At 72.6% G+C, this 18,855-nt stretch carries 12 protein-coding genes; all 12 read right to left on the bottom strand.

The features are described 5' to 3' along the window. Positions 1-20: 20 nt before the first annotated feature. The 12 genes from galE to mrdA all read right to left on the bottom strand — a co-directional run bounded on the left by galE (position 21) and on the right by mrdA (position 18,846). On the bottom strand, positions 21-1,037 hold the full coding sequence (gene galE, locus ABZZ17_RS09930) for a UDP-glucose 4-epimerase GalE (RefSeq protein ID WP_356873973.1): 1,017 nt from the start codon (positions 1,035-1,037) through the stop codon (positions 21-23). A gap of 16 nt (positions 1,038-1,053) precedes the next feature. Continuing rightward, a complete protein-coding gene (locus ABZZ17_RS09925) occupies positions 1,054-2,691 on the bottom strand; it encodes a glycosyltransferase family 2 protein (protein WP_356873971.1) in 1,638 nt (545 codons plus the stop codon). Between the two features lie 57 nt (positions 2,692-2,748). After that, positions 2,749-4,194, bottom strand: a complete 1,446-nt coding sequence (gene obgE / locus ABZZ17_RS09920) for a GTPase ObgE (protein WP_356873969.1) — start codon at positions 4,192-4,194, stop codon at positions 2,749-2,751. 169 nt (positions 4,195-4,363) lie between these two features. After that, positions 4,364-4,618, bottom strand: a complete 255-nt coding sequence (gene rpmA, locus ABZZ17_RS09915; RefSeq protein ID WP_030013081.1) for a 50S ribosomal protein L27 — start codon at positions 4,616-4,618, stop codon at positions 4,364-4,366. Between the two features lie 13 nt (positions 4,619-4,631). Further along, entirely contained in the window at positions 4,632-4,952 is a 321-nt protein-coding gene (gene rplU, locus ABZZ17_RS09910; protein ID WP_030159347.1) for a 50S ribosomal protein L21, read from the bottom strand. Between the two features lie 282 nt (positions 4,953-5,234). Further along, positions 5,235-9,293, bottom strand: a complete 4,059-nt coding sequence (locus ABZZ17_RS09905) for an Rne/Rng family ribonuclease (protein ID WP_356873966.1) — start codon at positions 9,291-9,293, stop codon at positions 5,235-5,237. A gap of 233 nt (positions 9,294-9,526) precedes the next feature. Next, on the bottom strand, positions 9,527-10,306 hold the full coding sequence (locus ABZZ17_RS09900; protein WP_356873964.1) for a TIGR03936 family radical SAM-associated protein: 780 nt from the start codon (positions 10,304-10,306) through the stop codon (positions 9,527-9,529). Positions 10,307-10,433: 127 nt separating this feature from the next. Continuing rightward, complete coding sequence (locus ABZZ17_RS09895; RefSeq protein ID WP_356873962.1) at positions 10,434-11,519, bottom strand: hypothetical protein; 1,086 nt, start codon at positions 11,517-11,519, stop codon at positions 10,434-10,436. 163 nt (positions 11,520-11,682) lie between these two features. Continuing rightward, positions 11,683-13,608, bottom strand: a complete 1,926-nt coding sequence (locus ABZZ17_RS09890; RefSeq protein ID WP_356873960.1) for a TIGR03960 family B12-binding radical SAM protein — start codon at positions 13,606-13,608, stop codon at positions 11,683-11,685. 72 nt (positions 13,609-13,680) lie between these two features. Next, positions 13,681-15,333 carry a CYTH and CHAD domain-containing protein gene (locus ABZZ17_RS09885; protein WP_356873958.1) on the bottom strand — a complete coding sequence of 551 codons (1,653 nt, stop codon included), beginning with the start codon at positions 15,331-15,333 and terminating at the stop codon, positions 13,681-13,683. A gap of 115 nt (positions 15,334-15,448) precedes the next feature. After that, entirely contained in the window at positions 15,449-16,648 is a 1,200-nt protein-coding gene (rodA, locus tag ABZZ17_RS09880; RefSeq protein WP_356873956.1) for a rod shape-determining protein RodA, read from the bottom strand. A gap of 17 nt (positions 16,649-16,665) precedes the next feature. Next, on the bottom strand, positions 16,666-18,846 hold the full coding sequence (gene mrdA / locus ABZZ17_RS09875) for a penicillin-binding protein 2 (RefSeq protein WP_356873954.1): 2,181 nt from the start codon (positions 18,844-18,846) through the stop codon (positions 16,666-16,668). Positions 18,847-18,855: the final 9 nt, after the last annotated feature.

Raw genomic sequence — 18,855 nt, 5'->3', positions numbered from 1 at the left:
GCTTCGTGTGCGGCGGACGGTCAGACCGTGCGGACGTCCTTGTGCGGGTCCCGGTGGGCGCCCGCCTTGTTCGCCTCCCAGCCCGCCCAGGCCGAGGTGATCATCTCGCGGACGTCGTGCCGTGCCTTCCAGCCCAGCTCGGCGGCGATCAGGTCGGCCGAGGCCACGACCTTCGCCGGGTCGCCGGGCCGGCGCGGGGTCACGACCGGCGCGTAGGTGTGCCCGGTGCCCTCGTTGAGCAGCTCCACCATCTCCTTGACGGAGACGCCCTCGCCCCGGCCGATGTTGACGGTGAGGTCCTTGTACTCCCCCGCCGCGCCCCATTCGGCGAGCCGGCGCGCGGCCACCACGTGGGCCTCCGCGAGGTCATCGACGTGGATGTAGTCGCGGATGCAGGTGCCGTCCGGCGTCGGGTAGTCGTCGCCGAAAATCCGCGCTCCCTCACCGGCGTCGTAGCGCTCGAAGACCATCGGGACCAGGTTGAAGACCCCGGTGTCCGCGAGCTCGGGGGCGGCCGCCCCCGCCACGTTGAAGTAGCGCAGGCAGGCGGTGGAGATGCCGTGGGCCTTGCCGGCGGCGCGGACCAGCCACTCGCCGGCCAGCTTGGTCTCGCCGTACGGGCTCAGCGGGCGGCAGGGCGTCTCCTCGGTGACCGAGTCCACGTCGGGCATCCCGTACACGGAGGCGGAGGAGGAGAAGAGGAAGTTGCGGATGCCGGCCTCGGCCACGGCTTCGAGCAGCACCGTCAGGCCCTGCACGTTCTCGCGGTAGTAGTACAGCGGCTTCTCCACGGACTCGCCGACCTGCTTCTTGCCCGCCAGGTGCACGACGCCCGTGATGTGGTGGCGGCGCAGCGTGTCGTCGAGCACCAGCCGGTCCAGGACCGAGCCGACGACCAGGCCGACGCCCTCCGGGACGCGGTCCTCGTTGCCCGTGGAGAGGTCGTCGAGAACCACGACCTCTTCCCCGGCCCGCAGCATCGCGCGAACGACGTGCGCGCCGATGTATCCGGCGCCACCGGTGATCAGAAATGTCATGCGTATCTCCCGAGCTCTAGCGTGACCGGCGCGTGCGGGCGCGGTCGAGGCGGTTGCGTACGAAGGTCAGGGCGCCCCCGGCGCCGGGCGCGAGGCGCAGGGCCAGGGCTCCGGCCGCCGTCCGGTAGGGCTGCGCCAGCAGAACACCGTACCGGCTGCTGGGCAGGGCGCGGCGGCGGAGCAGTCCGCCCAGGGGGCGCAGGGAGGTGATCAGGGAGCTCCCGTCGGCGCACCGCACGCCGGCCCGGACGTCCCAGGCCTGCAGGCCGCGCAGTCCCCGGCGGCGCCCGAGGGCCGCCAGCGCGGCGACCTTGAAGGGGACCACGGCGGTCCAGCCGTCACCGTCGGCGGCGGGCTCCAGCTCCACGGGGTGCCCCTGGACGGGCTCCGTACCGGTGCGGGGGTGGAAGGTCAGCCGTACCGTCTGCGGCCCCGCAGCGGCGAGGCGGCCGTACAGGTCGCGGACGCGGACGCGGACGGCGCCGCTCCCGGCGGGTTCCGCGTCGACGGTGACGGGCAGTTCCGCGACGGGCAGGGCGTCCAGGCCGTCGAGCGGGATGGGCAGCTCCGCGCTCCACACGGGCAGCCCGTCCGGGTCCGCGGCGTACGGGGGCGGCAGCCGGGGCGGCTCGGCGGCGAGGCCGGCCAGCCGTTCGACGTCGGCCGGCGGGGCCTCGGTGGCGAGCAGGACCCGCGCGATCCACCGGGCGCGGGCGGGGGCGGCCCCGATGTCGGCGTCGGCGAAGCCGGCCACGTAGTCGCGAGTCAGGGTCCACCAGGCGGAGCGGTAGCCGGGGTCCTTGCCGAGCTCGCGCAGGTACATGCGCAGGTCGTAGTCGAGGAACTTGGCCTGGCAGGCGCGGCCCAGCTCCGGGGAGGCGCCGGCGAGGGCCGCGGATGCCGCGCGGTGGGCCTCGACGCGGGAGCGCCAGTTGCCCACGTCCGCGCGGGCCAGCGAGATCGACTTCTGGGCGGCGCTGCGGCGCACGTGCCACACGTAGACGAGGTCGCCGATGACGGCGATGCGGGGGGCGGCGGCCAGGACGCGGGCGGTGAAGAGGAAGTCCTCGTAGACGAAGCGGCCGTCGGGGAAGCGGATGCCGTGCTCGTCGAGGAAGGCCCGCTCGTACAGCTTGTTGACGCAGAGCGTGTCGCGGACCAGTTCGGGCCGGTCGGCGGGCCGTTCGATGACCTCGCCCGGCGTGTGGAGGCCGGGCATCCACGGCACGTCGCGGCCCTCGGGCAGCTCGCGGCGCACGCACGCGCCGACGGTGACCGGCGCGCGGTGCTCCTCGGCGGCCGCCAGCAGGGCCGCGGCGGCGCCGGGCGGCAGGACGTCGTCGCTGTCGAGGAAGAGGACGTACCGGGAGCTCGCGGCCGCGATCCCGTCGTTGCGCGGGGTGCCGCAGCCCCCGCTGTTCTCCGTGCGGTGCACGACCTTCAGCCGGGGGTGGGCGGCGGCCAGTTCGTCCAGCACCCGCCCGGTCCCGTCCGAGGAGGCGTCGTCGACGGCGATGACCTCGGCGACCACCGGGCCCTGGGCGAGGGCCGAGGAAACGGCCTCGCCCACGAGCGCGGCGTCGTTGTACGCGATCACCACCACGGAGACGGCGGGGTCCGTGGTGGCGTCACTGCCGGAATTGCTGCTGTTCACCCGCAGGATCCTAGGCGAACGGCATAAGGCCGGCTTCAAGTCCCCGGGCCACCCGGATCAGAACGGGCGGAACTCGTCGTACTCCTGCTGCGCGGAGTCGCCGCGCTTGGCGTCCTTCTCCTTGCGGCGCTGGGTGGCCGGGCGCGGGGCGTCCATGCGGTGGTCCTCGCCGCGGCGGCCCAGCATCTCGGCGCCGGCCATCATGGTCGGCTCCCAGTCGAAGACGACGGCGTTCTCGTCGGAGCCGATGGCGACGCCGTCACCCGCACGGGCACCGGCCTTCTTCAGCGCGTCCTCGACACCGAGGCGGCTGAGGCGGTCCGCGAGGTAGCCGACGGCCTCGTCGTTGTTGAAGTCGGTCTGGCGCACCCAGCGTTCGGGCTTCTCGCCGCGCACCTGGTAGACGTCCTCGACCTCGTCGTAGGCGACGGTGAAGCCGGAGTCGTCCACGGCCTTCGGGCGGATGACGATGCGGGTCGCCTCCTCCTTCGGCTTGCGGGACCGGGCCTTGGCGATGACCTCGGCCAGGAAGTACGAGAGCTCCTTGAGGCCCGTACGGGCGACCGCGGAGACCTCGAAGACCTTGTAGCCGCGGGCCTCCAGGTCCGGGCGGACCATGTCGGCGAGCTCCTGGCCGTCCGGGATGTCGACCTTGTTCAGGACGACGAGGCGCGGGCGCTTCTCCAGGCCGCCGCCGTAGAGCCGGAGCTCCTCCTCGATGACGTCGAGGTCCGCGATCGGGTCGCGGTCCGACTCCAGGGTGGCGGTGTCCAGCACGTGCACGAGCACCGAGCAGCGCTCGACGTGGCGCAGGAACTCCAGGCCGAGGCCGCGGCCCTGGCTGGCGCCGGGGATCAGGCCCGGGACGTCGGCGATGGTGTAGACGGTCGAGCCGGCGGTGACCACGCCCAGGTTCGGGACCAGGGTGGTGAAGGGGTAGTCCGCGATCTTCGGCTTGGCCGAGGAGAGGACCGAGATCAGCGAGGACTTGCCGGCGCTCGGGAAGCCGACCAGCGCCACGTCGGCGACGGTCTTGAGCTCCAGGACGATGTCGCCGGTGGTGCCGGGGACGCCGAGGAGCGCGAAGCCGGGGGCCTTGCGGCGGGCCGAGGAGAGCGCGGCGTTGCCGAGGCCGCCGCGGCCGCCCTCGGCGGCGACGTAGGTGGTGCCCTGGCCGACGAGGTCGGCGAGGACGTTGCCCTCCTTGTCGAGGACGACGGTGCCGTCCGGTACGGGCAGGACCAGGTCCTGGCCGTCCTTGCCGGAGCGGTTGCCGCCCTCGCCGGGCTTGCCGTTGGTGGCCTTGCGGTGGGGGCTGTGGTGGTAGTCCAGCAGGGTGGTGATCGCCTGCTCGACGACCAGGATCACGTCGCCGCCACGGCCGCCGTTTCCGCCGTCGGGGCCGCCGAGCGGCTTGAACTTCTCCCGGTGAACGGAGGCGCAGCCGTGGCCCCCGTTACCCGCGGCGACGTGCAGCTCGACGCGGTCCACGAAGGTGGTCATGGTTGTTCCTCCAGATACATGCGGGAATGTCCCGGGCAGGCCTTGCTGCCCATTAAACGTGTCTATGTGACAACGCGCCGAGGGCGGACCTCTCTTCCCGGCCTGCGCCGGGAAGAGCTGAGATCCGCCCTCGGGGAGTTCAGTACGCCTTGATCAGCAGGAAGCTGGATCAGGCGGCCGGAACGATGTTGACGACCTTGCGGCCACGGTGCGTGCCGAACTCGACCGAACCGGCCTGCAGCGCGAACAGCGTGTCGTCGCCGCCACGGCCCACACCCGAACCCGGGTGGAAGTGGGTGCCGCGCTGGCGGACGAGGATCTCACCAGCGGAGACGACCTGACCGCCGAAGCGCTTCACGCCGAGCCGCTGAGCATTGGAATCGCGCCCGTTCCGGGTGGACGATGCGCCCTTCTTGTGTGCCATGTCTCAGTCCCTCTTACTTCGCAGCCGTGGGGATACCGGTGACCTTGATCGCCGTGTACTGCTGGCGGTGACCCTGGCGACGGCGGTAGCCGGTCTTGTTCTTGTAGCGCAGGATGTCGATCTTGGCGCCCTTGTGGTGGTCCACGATCTCGGCCTGAACCTTGATCCCGGCCAGCACCCACGGGTCGCTGGTCACGGCGTCGCCGTCGACAACGAGCAGGGTCGAGAGCTCGACCGTGTCGCCAACCTTGGCAGTGGAAATCTTGTCAACCTCAACGATGTCGCCGACAGCAACCTTGTGCTGGCGACCACCGCTGCGCACGATGGCGTACACGCGGATCTCTCTCTCACTCGGGACGGATGCTCCTGAAGCCAGCCGCTCACGCGGGCCGGGGCCCACGGTGATCCGGAATTGGACGAGCGGCCTCTCCCGTGACCCGGCCGCTTGCGCGGACGATGCGGGAGGAAGGTGCTCAGGAGCGCGACGCACGTTGAACGGTAATCGTTCAAGACACGCCGACGGTCTAGGTTACGGGGCTGGTTCCGGGGGGTCAAACCGGGCCCCGCACGGCCGTGGGCCCCGCCTCTCGGCGGGGCCCACGGCCGTCGGTACGGGTCAGGCTTCGGTGGGAGCCGAGACGGACGGGAGCGTCTGCTCCGCCGCCGCGGTCTTCTTCGTCGCCCTCTTCGCCACGGTCTTCTTGACCGTCGTCTTCTTCGCGACGGTCTTCTTCGCGGCCGCCGCCTTCTTGGCCGGGGCCTTCTTCGCCGTGGTCGCCGCCTTCTTGGCCGGAGCCTTGCGGGCGGCCTTCTTGGCGGGGACCTCGGGCTCGGCCGCGGCCTCGGGCTCGGCCGGGGCCGGCTCGGACTCCGCCGGGGCGGCCTCGACGACCACCACGGCCGCCTCCGCCGCTCCCGCCGGCGAACCGGCGGGTGCGGTGGCCTTGCGGGTGGCACGGCGGCGCGGACGGGCCGGAGCGGCCTCCACCACGGGCTCGGGCTCCGCGACCGGCTCGGCCGGGGCGACCGCCGGGGCCTCCTCGGCCACGGCTTCGGCGGCCTCGGCCGCGACCGGGGCGACGGGCTCCGGCTCGACGACGGCCGGCGCGGCCGCCTCGGTGGCCGGGGCGCCCGCCGGAGCGGTCGCCTTACGGGTCGCACGGCGACGGGTCCGGCCCTTCGGCGCGGCCTCCTCGACGGGGGCCTCGGGGGCGGCCGGAGCCGCTTCCACGGCCTCCGGCACCGGGGCGGCCTCGGGGGCCGGCTCCAGGACCGTGTCGGCCGGCTCCAGGACCGGCGCGTCCTCGGCGACCGGGGCCACCGGGGCCTCGGCGGCCCGCACCGCACCGCGCGGGGCGCCCGCCGGAGCGGTCGCCTTGCGGGTGGCACGGCGACGGTTGCGCCGGCCGCTGACACCGGCGGCCGCCTCCGCCTCGGCGGGGCTGCTGTACAGCTCCTCGTCGGCGACGAACTCCGGCTCCGGCAGGGCCCGCGGCGCGGCGGCCTCGGCGGCCACCTCGGCCTCGGTCTCCGCGTCGGCCTCGAACACGTCGGTCTCGACGGTCTCGATCGCCTCGGCCTCGTGGTCGTGCTCCAGGCCACGGCCGCCACGGCGCTTGGAACGCTTGCCGTTGCCACCGCCGCCGACCACGGTCGGGGTCTCCATGTGCACGATGACACCGCGGCCGTTGCAGTGGACGCAGGTCTCGGAGAAGGACTCCAGCAGCCCCTGGCCCACCCGCTTGCGGGTCATCTGGACCAGGCCCAGCGAGGTGACCTCGGCCACCTGGTGCTTGGTCCGGTCGCGGCCCAGGCACTCCAGCATGCGCCGCAGGACCAGGTCGCGGTTGGACTCCAGGACCATGTCGATGAAGTCGATGACGACGATGCCGCCGAGGTCGCGCAGCCGCAGCTGGCGCACGATCTCCTCGGCCGCCTCCAGGTTGTTCCTGGTGACGGTCTCCTCGAGGTTGCCGCCCTGACCGGTGAACTTGCCGGTGTTGACGTCGATGACGATCATCGCCTCGGTCTTGTCGATCACGAGGGAACCGCCCGAGGGCAGCCACACCTTGCGGTCGAGCGCCTTGGCGAGCTGCTCGTCGATCCGGTACGTCGCGAAGACGTCGACCTCGGAGGTCCAGCGCGAGAGCCGGTCGGCCAGGTCCGGGGCCACGTGGTTCACGTAGCCGTGGATGGTCTCCCAGGCGCTGTCACCGCTGACGATGACCTTCGAGAAGTCCTCGTTGAAGATGTCGCGGACGACGCGGACGGTCATGTCCGGCTCGCCGTACAGCAGGCTCGGCGAAGAGGTCGAGATCTGCTTCGACTTCTTCTGGATGTCCTCCCACTGGGCCTGCAGACGCTCGACGTCGCGGCGCAGCTCGTCCTCGCTCGCACCCTCGGCGGCGGTGCGCACGATGACGCCCGCGTCCTCGGGGACGATCTTCTTGAGGATGGTCTTCAGGCGCGCGCGCTCGGTGTCGGGCAGCTTGCGGCTGATGCCGGTCATCGAGCCCTCGGGCACGTAGACCAGGTAGCGGCCGGGCAGCGAGACCTGGCTGGTCAGGCGGGCGCCCTTGTGGCCGATCGGGTCCTTGGTGACCTGCACCAGGACCGACTGGCCGGACTTGAGGGCGGACTCGATGCGGCGCGGCCCGTTGGCCATGCCGAGCGCCTCGAAGTTGACCTCACCGGCGTACAGGACGGCGTTGCGGCCCTTGCCGATGTCGATGAACGCGGCCTCCATGGACGGCAGCACGTTCTGGACCTTGCCCAGGTAGACGTTGCCGACGTACGAGGTGGCTTCTTCCTTGTTGACGTAGTGCTCGACGAGCACGTTGTCCTCGAGGACGCCGATCTGGGTGCGCTCGCCGGCCTGGCGGACGACCATGACGCGCTCGACGGCCTCGCGGCGGGCCAGGAACTCGGCCTCGGTGATGATCGGGACGCGGCGGCGGCCCTGCTCGCGGCCTTCGCGGCGGCGCTGCTTCTTCGCCTCCAGGCGGGTCGAGCCCTTGATGGACTGGACCTCGTCCGAGGAGGTGGACTCGCTGCGCTCGCGGGCCGGACGCGGCTCGCGGACCTTGACGACGGTGCGTACGCCGTCCTCGTCGGCCGCGTCGGCGTCGGCGGCGCCGTCACCACTGCGGCGACGACGGCGACGGCGGCGACGGCTGGAGGAGGAACCGAGCTCGGCCTCCTCGGCCTCTTCGGCCTCGTCCTCTTCCGCCTCTTCGGCGGACTCGGTCTCTTCCTCGGCGGACTCGTCGAGGTCGGCGGCCTCACCGCGGCGACGGCGACGGCCACCACGACGGCGACGGCGCGAGGGACGCTCGCCCGACTCGTCGGCCTCGTCCTCGTCCAGGTCGGCGGCCTCCGGCTCCTGCTCCTCGTCCACCAGCTCTACGTCGGCCAGCGACACGGGGGCGGTGGGGGCGGGCGCGGCGACGGGCGCGGCGACCGGCTCGGCGGCCGCGCCACGGCGACGGCGGCGACGGCCGGACGGCTGCTCGACGGGGGCGGGGGCCGGGGCCTGCACCTCGGCCTCCAGCTCGTCCTCTTCCTCCTCGGCCTCTTCGGCCTGGGAGGCGGCGGCGGCCGCGGCGGCCATGGCCGCGGTCTCCGGGGTCTGGAACATCGGCTCGGCGAAGACCGGGGCCTGGAAGACGGCCACGGCGGGACGCGCGGCGCGGCGGGCGGCACGGTTCGGCGCCGGGGCGGCGGGCGCCTCGGGCTCGGCGGCCGCGGCCACGGGCTGCGCGGGGGCGGCCGGGGCGGTGGCCCGGGTGGCGCGGCGGCGGCCGCCGCGCTTCGGGGAGTCGACGGCGTCGGCGACGGTGACGGAGCGGGCGGCCCTGGGGGCCTCCTGCGCGGCCGCCGGGGCCTCCTCGGCGGCGGGCGCCTCGACGGCGGCCGGGGCGGTCACGGCGCGGGTGGCACGACGACGGGCACGCGGAGCGGGAGCCGCGGCAGGCTCCTCCTCGACGACCGGAGCGGCGGCCGGGGCGGCGACCGGAGCGGCCTCCACCACGGACTCGGCGGCAGACGCCTCCACGGCAGCCGGAGCCGCCACGGCACGGGTCGCACGACGACGGGCACGCGGAGCGGGAGCCGCAGCAGGCTCCTCCGCCACCACGGGAGCGGCGACCGGGGCGGCCTCCACCACGGACTCGGCGACGGGCGCCTCGACGGCGGCCGGGGCGGTCACGGCGCGGGTGGCACGACGACGGGCACGCGGAGCGGGAGCCGCAGCAGGCTCCTCCGCCACCACGGGAGCGGCGACCGGGGCGGCCTCCACCACGGACTCGGCGGCGGGCGCCTCCGGGGCGGCGACGGCGCGGGTGGCCCGGCGACGGGTACGCGGGGCGGGAGCGGCCGGAGCCTCCTCCTCGACCGCGGGGGCCGCGACCGGAGCGGTCTCGGCGACGGCCTCGACGGCGGCCGGGGCGGTCACGGCGCGGGTGGCACGACGACGGGCACGCGGCGCCGGAGCGGCGGCGGGCTCCTCGGTCACCGGCGCGGGGGCCGCGGCGACGGGCGTTTCGGGGGCCGCGGCGACACCGCCGGGCGGGCCGGCGGGCCGGGAAGCGGCGCGGCGACGCCTGCGCGGGGGCAGGTTGTCGCTGGGGCTGCCGTTCTCGGCGGCGGGGGTGTTCTCGTTTTCGGTGTGGGGCATGCGGGCGGTTCTCCCGTCACGCTCCCGGGCGCCGCGGCTGACGTCCGGTCCGGCACGGCCCCGCGTAATGAGCGCGGAGCCGGCCTCCGGGGCGCGTTCGCCACACGGGAGCTGTAGTCCATGGCCGCCGGTTCCGTACGTGTTGTCCGTACGGCCTGGCGGAAGTCTTCAGGTCAGTGCGCTGCCCGACCCAGGTGGCTCCGAGTGCCAGGGCGGCGCGACGACGACGATCCCTACGCGGCGGGACCTTCCGGCGCCTTCGCGTCGGCCGTTACGGCGGCCGTGGGTGGGGCGGCCGTGACGGCCTCGCGGTCGGGCGCGAGCGGGTCGGTCACCGTGCCGGACTCCTCGTCGAAGAGCCCCTGCGCCAGCCTGGTCACCGCTGCGGGGACCGGCGGCGCCAGGTCGGCCACAGCGTGGAGACCGGACAGGACGTCGTCGGGTCGCACGGCAGGTGTCAAATGCCGAACAACCAGCCGCAGTATCGCACAGGCATTGTCCAGCGGCCTATCAGCCGGAGCCGGAAGTGCTTCGAGAGTGACCACCGCGGATCGGGTGTCGAAGGTTCGCATGCCGTTCTTGGTACGTCGCTGCACCTCCACGGTCTCGGCGGCGAGGAACGCCGTCACGGCCCGCTCGGCCTCCGCGGGCTCCACGCCCTCCAGGCGCAGCTCCCACACGGACGCGGTCAGCCGGTCCGCGAGCCCCGACGTACGGGCCTCGACGGCTTCGGTGATGTCCAGGCCGACGGGCATCGACTCGTCGAGCAGCTCGCGGAGCTTCTCGGGGTCGCGGGCCGCGGCGAGGGCGATCTCCAGGTACTCGGCCTCGCTGCCCGTCCCGGTCGGGGCGGCGTTCGCGTACGAGACCCGGGGGTGCGGGGTGAAGCCCGCCGAGTACGCCATGGGCACCTCGGCGCGGCGCAGGGCCCGCTCGAAGGCGCGCTGGAAGTCTCGGTGGCTGGTGAACCGGAGGCGGCCACGCTTGGTGTAGCGCAGTCGGATGCGCTGCACCACCGGTGCGGGAGGCGGGCCTTCGGGCTGTCGCTTGCCCAGTGGTTCTTCTCCTTGTGCGGGGCGTCGCGGCTCGCACGTCGCCCTGAGTGTCTGTGGAGCCTGCCGGCCGCGCCCTGCCTCCGGCTCACCCCCGCGTCTTGTGCGGGGAGATCTCGGGGGCGGGCGTGTTGCCTGCGGCTGTCGTACTACCCAGAGTACGCGCCCGTGACCTCGCCGGTTCCCCGGGAGGAGCACCGAACAGCAGGCGTCGTGCCTCGGCACGGGCCTCCCGGACCGAGGCGCGGGCGGTGTGCCACAGCCTGCGGACGGCGTGCCCGGCCGGTGTGGCGATCCGCCGGTGGGCCCAGGCGCAGGGCCGGGCGACGCAGCCGCGCCAGAGCCAGAGGAGGCCCCGGCCGAGGGCCCGGCTGACCCGGCCCGCGAGGTGCCAGGCGCCGGCGAGGAGGTGTCCCAGGGGGGTGAGCGCGTACCGGTACAGCCCCCGGCCGAGCGGGGCCAGCAGGAACCGGTACGCCCCGGCGGCGATCGGAACCACCAGATACCGCCACAGACCCACCCACGGCCAGTAGCAGACGCCCAGCGCCAGCCACCTCAGCAGCAGCCCGGCGCCCCGCGCCAGCCAGGCGATCCCCTGCCCGGCCGGGCGCAGGACGTACCGGTGGGCGGCGGTCGCGACCGGGACGAGCACGTACCGCCACAGGGCCGCCCAGGGCCACACGAAGACGGCGGCGAACGCCCTCGGCAGGAACCACCGCAGCCCGTGCCCGACCGGGGTCAGCGCGTACCGGTACAGGCGCCGCGCCAGCCAGGCCAGGCCGGCGGCGGGCGGAACCAGCAGGTGGCGGTACGCGGCCACGGTCAGCCATACGAGTCCGGCGCCGACGGGCACGAGCACGTGCCGGCCGAGGGCGAGGACGGCCAGTTCGACGCCGCGCCCGAGCGGGACCAGCAGGTACCGGTACACGGCGCCGCCGACCGGAACCACGAGATGGCGCCACAGCCCCACCCACGGCCAGTAGAAGACGCCCAGCGCCAGCCACTTCAGCACCAGCCCGACCCCCCGCCCGAGCCACGCCAGGGCCTGCCAGACGGGTGCCAGGACGCGGCGGTGCACGGTGCGCGCGGCGAGCACGAGCAGGTCCCAGACGAGCCGTACGGGCAGGACGACCAGCACGGCCACGACCTTCACGGGCACCCTGACGACCCCCACCAGGCACCCTTCACCCCCGCGCCCGCCCCGTACCTCCTCGGTTTCCATACCCCTAAGGACACCCCCCGCCCCCAACCCGTTGCGGCCCGGCGCAAACAAACGCGTCCCCCACCGTGCACGGTGGGGGACGCGTCGCGGGATCAGCGGCCGGTACGGCCGGAGGTCACTTCACGACCGACAGCGGCAGCAGCTTCTTGCCGGTCGGGCCGATCTGGATGCTCGTGTCCATCTGAGGACACACGCCGCAGTCGAAGCACGGGGTCCAGCGGCAGTCTTCGACCTCGGTCTCGTCGAGGGCGTCCTGCCAGTCCTCCCAGAGCCAGTCCTTGTCGAGGCCGGAGTCCAGGTGGTCCCAGGGCAGGACTTCCTCGTACGTCCGTTCGCGGGTCGTGTACCAGGCCACGTCCACGCCGTAGGCGGGCAGCGCCTTCTCGGCGGCTTCCATCCAGCGGTCGTACGAGAAGTGCTCGCGCCAGCCGTCGAAGCGGCCGCCGGACTCGTACACGGCGCGGATGACGTCACCGATGCGGCGGTCACCGCGCGAGAGCAGGCCCTCGACGATGCCCGGCTTGCCGTCGTGGTAGCGGAAGCCGATGGAGCGGCCGTACTTCTTGTCGCCGCGGATCTTGTCGCGGAGCTTGGTGAGGCGCGCGTCCGTCTCCTCGGCCGACAGCTGCGGGGCCCACTGGAAGGGGGTGTGCGGCTTGGGCACGAACCCGCCGATGGAGACGGTGCAGCGGATGTCGTTCTGCCCGGAGACCTCGCGGCCCTTGGCGATGACGTTGACCGCCATGTCACCGATCTGGAGGACGTCCTCGTCGGTCTCGGTCGGCAGGCCGCACATGAAGTACAGCTTCACCTGGCGCCAGCCGTTGCCGTAGGCGGTGGCGACGGTGCGGATCAGGTCCTCTTCCGAGACCATCTTGTTGATGACCTTGCGCATGCGCTCGGAGCCGCCCTCGGGGGCGAAGGTGAGGCCCGAGCGGCGGCCGTTGCGGGTCAGCTCGTTGGCCAGGTCCACGTTGAACGCGTCCACGCGGGTCGACGGCAGGGACAGGCCCACCTTGTCGTCCGAGTAGCGGTCCGCGAGGCCCTTGGCGATGTCGGCGATCTCGGTGTGGTCCGCGGAGGACAGCGAGAGGAGGCCGACCTCTTCGAAGCCGGTCGCCTTGAGACCCTTCTCCACCATTTCGCCGATGCCGGTGATGCTTCGCTCCCGCACGGGGCGCGTGATCATGCCGGCCTGGCAGAAACGGCAGCCACGGGTGCAGCCGCGGAAGATCTCCACGGACATGCGCTCGTGGACGGTCTCGGCGAGCGGGACCAGGGGCTGCTTGGGGTACGGCCACTCGTCGAGGTCCATGACGGTGTGCTTGGACACGCGCCACGGCACGCCGGAGCGGTTCGGCACGACACGGCCGATGCGGCCGTCCGGCAGGTACTCGACGTCGTAGAAACCGGGGACGTAGACGCCGCCGGTCTTGGCGAGGCGGAGCAGGACCTCCTCGCGCCCGCCGGGCCGGCCTTCGGCCTTCCACGCGCGGATGATCTCGGTCATGTCGAGGACGGCCTGCTCGCCGTCGCCGATGACGGCGCAGTCGATGAACTCCGCGATCGGCTCGGGGTTGAAGGCCGCGTGACCGCCCGCGAGGACGATGGGGTGGTCGACCGTACGGTTCCTGGCTTCCAGCGGGATGCCCGCGAGGTCCAGGGCCGTCAGCATGTTCGTGTAGCCGAGCTCGGTGGAGAACGACAGTCCGAACACGTCGAAGGAGCCGACCGGGCGGTGGCTGTCGACGGTGAACTGCGGGACCTGGTGCTCGCGCATCAGCTCTTCGAGGTCCGGCCACACCGAGTACGTGCGCTCGGCGAGCACTCCCTCGCGCTCGTTCAGCACCTCGTAGAGGATCATGACGCCCTGGTTGGGCAGCCCGACCTCGTACGCGTCCGGGTACATCAGCGCCCAGCGGACGTCGCAGGAGTCCCACGGCTTGACGGTGGAGTTGAGCTCACCACCGACGTACTGGATGGGCTTCTGCACATGCGGGAGCAGAGCTTCGAGCTGTGGGAAGACCGACTCGGACATCACGCGACTTTCGTGAAGCGGGCAGGGGGCGACTCTCAAGCGTACCCCGAGGCCCACTGGCCCCTGCCCACATGATCACTTGAGGGCGGCCCGCAGGCGTGGGTCCGCGGCCTTCGCCCAGACGCCCGGGAGCTCGTCCTCCTGCCGCTGCGCCAGGGCCTCCTCCCGGGCGTACAGGACGCCCCAGGTGAAGGAGGGCTCGCCGGCGCCCGCGGCCTGGTCGGCGAGGCCGCGCAGGGCGGCTCGGGCCACCACGCTGTCCTGGTGGCCGCCGAGCAGGGTCTGGACCTTCTTCATGGCCTTCGCCTGGTGTTTCGCCGGTTTGCCGAGGGCCGGTACGGCCGCTTCCGCCGCGTAGCGGGCCCGTTTGGCGGCTTTGCGCGCCTCGTGGAGGGCGAGGTCGCGTTCGTGGCCGGGGGCGAGTTCGAGCGCGTGTCCGACGCGCTCGGCGAGCCGGTCGTAGTCGTGGAGGACGGCCTTGGGCAGGACGCTCTCCGCGGGGCGGTCCGCGGCCTTGAGCAGCGGCGGTCCGGCGAGCAGGGCGTCGAGCGCGTCGAGGAGGCTGATGTGGCGCGGGCTGTCCAGGGCGGCCAGGGCGCGGCGCCGGGAGTCGCGGCGGCGGGTCTCGTTCCAGGTGCGCAGGCGGCCTCGGACGGGTCCGACGACGAGGTCGCGGGGCAGTTCCCGGATGTGGGTCCGGAACCTCTCCCGCAGGACCTCCCGGTCGCGGTCGACGCCGAGTTCGCCGCCGAGCCACTTCAGTTCCTCGCCGAGGGGGTCCGTGACGGTCCGGTCGAGGACCTTGCGGTGGGTCTTGAAGGCGCTGCGGGTGCGGCGGACGGCGACGCGCATCTGGTGGACGGAGTCGGGCAGGTCGCGGCGGACCGCGGGGTCGAGGGCGACGATCACGTCGCGCTGTTCGCGCAGGTAGGCGAGCACGTACGCGGCCGCCGTGCCCTCCGGGGGCTCGGCGTCGGTCTCGGCCCCGGTCCCGGTCTCGGCGTCGGCGTCGGCGTCGGCGTCGGCGTCGGCCCCGGCCCCGGCCCCGGCGTCGGTCTCGGCGAGGGCGCGGGCGAGTTTCGAGGGGGCGTCGGAGGCGCGGAGTCCGGCCTTGAGGAACTTCTTCCCGATGGTGTCGAGGAGGGCGGTGCCGGTCTCTTCCCCGGCCGGGTCGCCGTCCGCTCCCGCGGTCCCGTCGGCGAGTTCCACCTCGACCTCGGTCCAGGTGGCGACGGCTTCGCCGCGCTCGGCCCGTACGGCGTCGGTGCACAGTTCCGCGAGGGGGTTCCCGTCGCCGTCGAGGAGGTCGCGGAGGTGGCGCTCGGAGCGCAGCCGGACCAGCGGTTCGAGTGCGGCCCCGCGGACCCGGGAGCGGACCAGGGCGGCGAGGTCGTGCGGGACGGCGTCGGAGAGGGGGGCGTGGACCTCTTCGCGGATTCCCGGGGAGACGGGCAGTTTGAGGTGCCAGCCCGCGTCGTCGCCGCCGGTCCTGCGCCGCAGCGTCAGCCCGTCGGCGGCGAGGCGCCGGTCGGGGGTGTCGTAGTAGACGGCGTCGAGGTGGACGGTGCCGCGGTCGCGGACCTCCGCGATCCCGGCGGTGCCGGTGAGGTCCGGCAGGGGTAGGGGGCCGGCCCCGGCCTTCGCGCGCTTCCCGGGTTTTTCGCCCTTGCCGGCCTTCCCGGGCGCGAACTCGAATTTCCGCTCGATCTCACGCTTGCTGTCCGCCATGAACCGAATCTAGACCGGTTCGGCGCGCGGCGGCAGTACGCCCGGTCGTGGCGGAGGCGGGCCGGGAACGTCCCGGCCCGCCTCCGTCGCACGTCCGGGCGGCGCCGGACCCGTGTCAGGCCGACATGGGCCGCTGCACCCGGATGGACTGGAGCAGGCCGACCGCGATCCACACGGCGAACATCGAGGATCCGCCGTAGGACACGAAGGGCAGGGGCAGTCCGGCCACCGGCATGATGCCGAGGGTCATGCCGATGTTCTCGAAGGACTGGAAGGCGAACCAGGCGATGATCCCGGCGCAGACGACGGTGCCGTAGAGCTCGGTGGTCTCCCGGGCGATCATGCAGGCGCGCCACAGCACGACGGCCAGCAGGAACAGGATCAGGCCCGCTCCGATGAAGCCCAGTTCCTCGCCCGCGACGGTGAACACGAAGTCGGTCTGCTGCTCGGGGACGAACTGCCCGGTGGTCTGGGAGCCCTTGAAGAGTCCTGAGCCGGTGAGGCCGCCGGAGCCGATCGCGATGCGCGCCTGGTTGGTGTTGTAGCCGACGCCCGCCGGGTCGAGCTCGGGGTTGGCGAAGGCGGCGAAGCGGTTGATCTGGTACTCGTCGAGGACGCCGAGCTGCCAGATGAGGATGGCGCCGGCGGCGCCCGAGCCGAGGAGTCCGAGGACCCAGCGGTTGGAGGCGCCGGAGGCCAGCAGGACGCCGAGCACGATGACGACCATCACCATGACGGAGCCGAGGTCGGGCATCAGCATGACGATGCCCATCGGGGCGGCGGCCAGGCAGAGCGCCTTCACCACGGTGCGGTGGTCGGGGTGGTCGAGGTCGCCCGCGTCGACCCGGGACGCCAGCAGCATCGCCATGCCCAGGATGATCGTGATCTTCACGAACTCGGAGGGCTGGAGCGAGAAGCCGCCGCCGATCACGATCCACGCGTGGGCGCCGTTGATGGTGGCGCCCAGCGGGGTGAGGACCGCGATGATGAGGACCAGCGAGAGCCCGTACAGGATGGGCACGGCGCCGCGCAGGGTGCGGTGCCCGAGCCAGACGGTGCCGATCATCAGCACGAGGCCGATGCCGGTGTTCATGGCGTGCCGGAAGAGGAAGTAGTACGGGTCCCCCTGGTTCAGGGAGGTCCGGTTGCGGGTCGCCGACCACACCAGCAGGGCCCCGATGAAGGACAGTGCCAGCGCGGAGAGCAGTATCGGCCAGTCGAGCCGGCGCAGCACGGAGTCCCGTGCGGTGAGCCGGGCCACCGGTCCGCGCTGGGGCGCGTACCGGGAGACGGAGAACTTGTTCGCGGTCTGCATGTCGGTGTGTTCTGTCCTCAGTCGTGCCAGGCGGGAGGCGCAGCGGGAGGCCCGGCGAGTACGGCCGGCGCCAGGTCCTCCGGAGACGGTGGCACGTACGGCCGGATCTCGGGGGAGTCGATGGATCCGTCGGGCCGGATCCTGGGGAGTTTCGCCTCGGGCCTCGGCAGCAGGGCCTTCTTCGGGTCCTGGTTGCCGGCCATGTCGAGGCCGTAGATGGCGTTGTAGAGGTTGCGGACGGCGGGTCCGGAGGCTCCGGAGCCGGTGCCGCCCTGGGAGATGGTCATGACGATGGCGAAGTCGTCGGTGTAGGTCGCCAGCCACGAGGTGGTCTGCTTGCCGTACACCTGGGCGGTGCCGGTCTTGGCGCGCATCGGGATCTTGTCGAGCGGCCAGCCGCCGAACCGCCAGGCGGCGGTGCCGCCGGGTGCGACGACGGAGCGCAGGCCCTTGTCGAGGTCGTTGACGGTCTTGGCGTCGATGGGCAGCCGGCCGTGCGACGCGGGCTTGATCATGTCGATGTGCTTGCCGTCGGGGCTGATCACGGCCTTGCCGACGGTGGGGTTGAAGAGGGTGCCGCCGTTGCTGATGGCCGAGTAGGCGGTGGCCATCTGGATGGGGGTGACGAGGACGTCGCCCTGGCCGATGGCGAAGTTGATGCTGTCGAACGCCTTCAGCTGGTTGCCTTCGAGGCAGCTCTCGTAGGCGATCTGCTCGACGTAGGTGCCGCCCTTCTTGCCCTGCTTGCACCAGGAGTCCTTGTTGGCCGCCCAGAAGCTCTTCTTCCAGCCGCGGTCGGGGATGCGGCCGGTGACCTCGTTGGGCAGGTCGACCCCGGTCTCCGCGCCGAGTCCGAATTCGCGGGCGGTGCGGTAGAACCAGTCGTGGGCGTCCTTCTTGGGCTTGAGGCCGCCGTCGCGCTGCCACTCCTTGTGCCCGAGTGCGTAGAAGACGGTGTTGCAGGAGAACTTGAGTGCGTCGCCGAGGGTGATGGGGCCGTGGCCCTTGGACTCGAAGTTCGCGAAGCTCCGGCCGCCGAGGCTGTAGGAGCTGCTGCAGTTGTACTTGTCGTCGAAGTCGTAGCCGGCGCGCACGGCCGCGCTCGCCGAGACCACCTTGAAGATGGAGCCCGCGGGGGCCTGGCCCTGGATGGCCCGGTTGAGCAGCGGGTAGTTGGAGCTCTTGGTGGTGAGTTTGGCGTAGTCGGCGCCGGAGATGCCGCCGACCCAGGCGTTGGGGTCGTAGTCGGGCTGGGAGGCCATCGCGACGATGCGGCCGGTCTTGGTCTCCATGACGACGACGGCGCCCGAGTCGGCCTCGTACTTGCGGCCGGTGATCTTGTCGGTCTCCTGGCGGACGGTCTTCATCGCGGCCTGGAGTTCGAACTCGGCGACGGCCTGGACCCTGGCGTCGATGCTGGTGACGAGGGTGGATCCGGGGACGCCGGGGTCGGACTTGGTCTGTCCCATGACGCGGCCGAGGTTGTCGACCTCGTAGGAGGTGACTTCGGCCTTGCCGCGCAGCTGCCTGTCGTAGGTGCGTTCGATGCCGGAGCGGCCGACCTGGTCGGAGCGCAGGTGGGGCGAGTCGGTGTCCTTGGCCTTCTGGATCTCTTCGTCGGTGACGGGCGAGAGGTAGCCGAGGACCTGGGAGGTACGGGCGCCGCCCGGGGCCGGGTAGCGGCGGACGGCGGTGGGCTCCGCGGTGATGCCGGGGAAGTCGGCGGGTCGTTCGCGGATCTGCAGCGCCTGTTGCGTGGTGGCTTCGAGGGTGACGGGGATCGGCTGGTACGGGGAGCCGTTCCAGCAGGGCTTGGGGGTTTCGGAGTCGCAGAGGCGGACCTTGTCCATGACCTCCTTGGGACCCATGTCCAGGACTCCGGCGAGGCGGGTCATGACGGCCTTGCCCCTGTCCTTCATCTTCATCAGCTGGGTGCGGCTGGCGGACACGACCAGGCGCGTCTCGTTGTCGGCGAGCGGAACGCCGCGGGCGTCGAGGATCGAACCGCGGACGGCGGGCTGGACGACGCGCTGGACGTGGTTGCTCTTGGCCTCGTGGTAGTACTCCGCGCCGTTGCGGATCTGGAGGTACCACAGACGTCCGCCGAGGGTGACGAACATCGAGAGGACGAGTACCTGGATCATGACGAGGCGGATCCGCACCCGGGGGGTGCGGCCGGTGTCGGGGGTGTTGGTCACGTCCGCTCC

The sequence above is a fragment of the Streptomyces sp. NPDC006512 genome, assembly GCF_040611935.1.
Lineage (GTDB): Bacteria > Actinomycetota > Actinomycetes > Streptomycetales > Streptomycetaceae > Streptomyces.
Note: the sequence above shows the minus strand (reverse complement) of the source record. Positions and strands in the feature narration are given on the sequence as shown.

Excerpts from the sequence above, each read along its gene's own strand:
- galE (WP_356873973.1), bottom strand. The coding sequence starts at position 1,037 with ATGACATTTCTGATCACCGGTGGCGCCGGATACATCGGCGCGCACGTC.
- rpmA (WP_030013081.1), bottom strand. The coding sequence starts at position 4,618 with ATGGCACACAAGAAGGGCGCATCGTCCACCCGGAACGGGCGCGATTCC.
- obgE (WP_356873969.1), bottom strand. The coding sequence starts at position 4,194 with ATGACCACCTTCGTGGACCGCGTCGAGCTGCACGTCGCCGCGGGTAAC.
- ABZZ17_RS09905 (WP_356873966.1), bottom strand. The coding sequence starts at position 9,293 with ATGCCCCACACCGAAAACGAGAACACCCCCGCCGCCGAGAACGGCAGC.
- ABZZ17_RS09885 (WP_356873958.1), bottom strand. The coding sequence starts at position 15,333 with ATGGCGGACAGCAAGCGTGAGATCGAGCGGAAATTCGAGTTCGCGCCC.
- rodA (WP_356873956.1), bottom strand. The coding sequence starts at position 16,648 with ATGCAGACCGCGAACAAGTTCTCCGTCTCCCGGTACGCGCCCCAGCGC.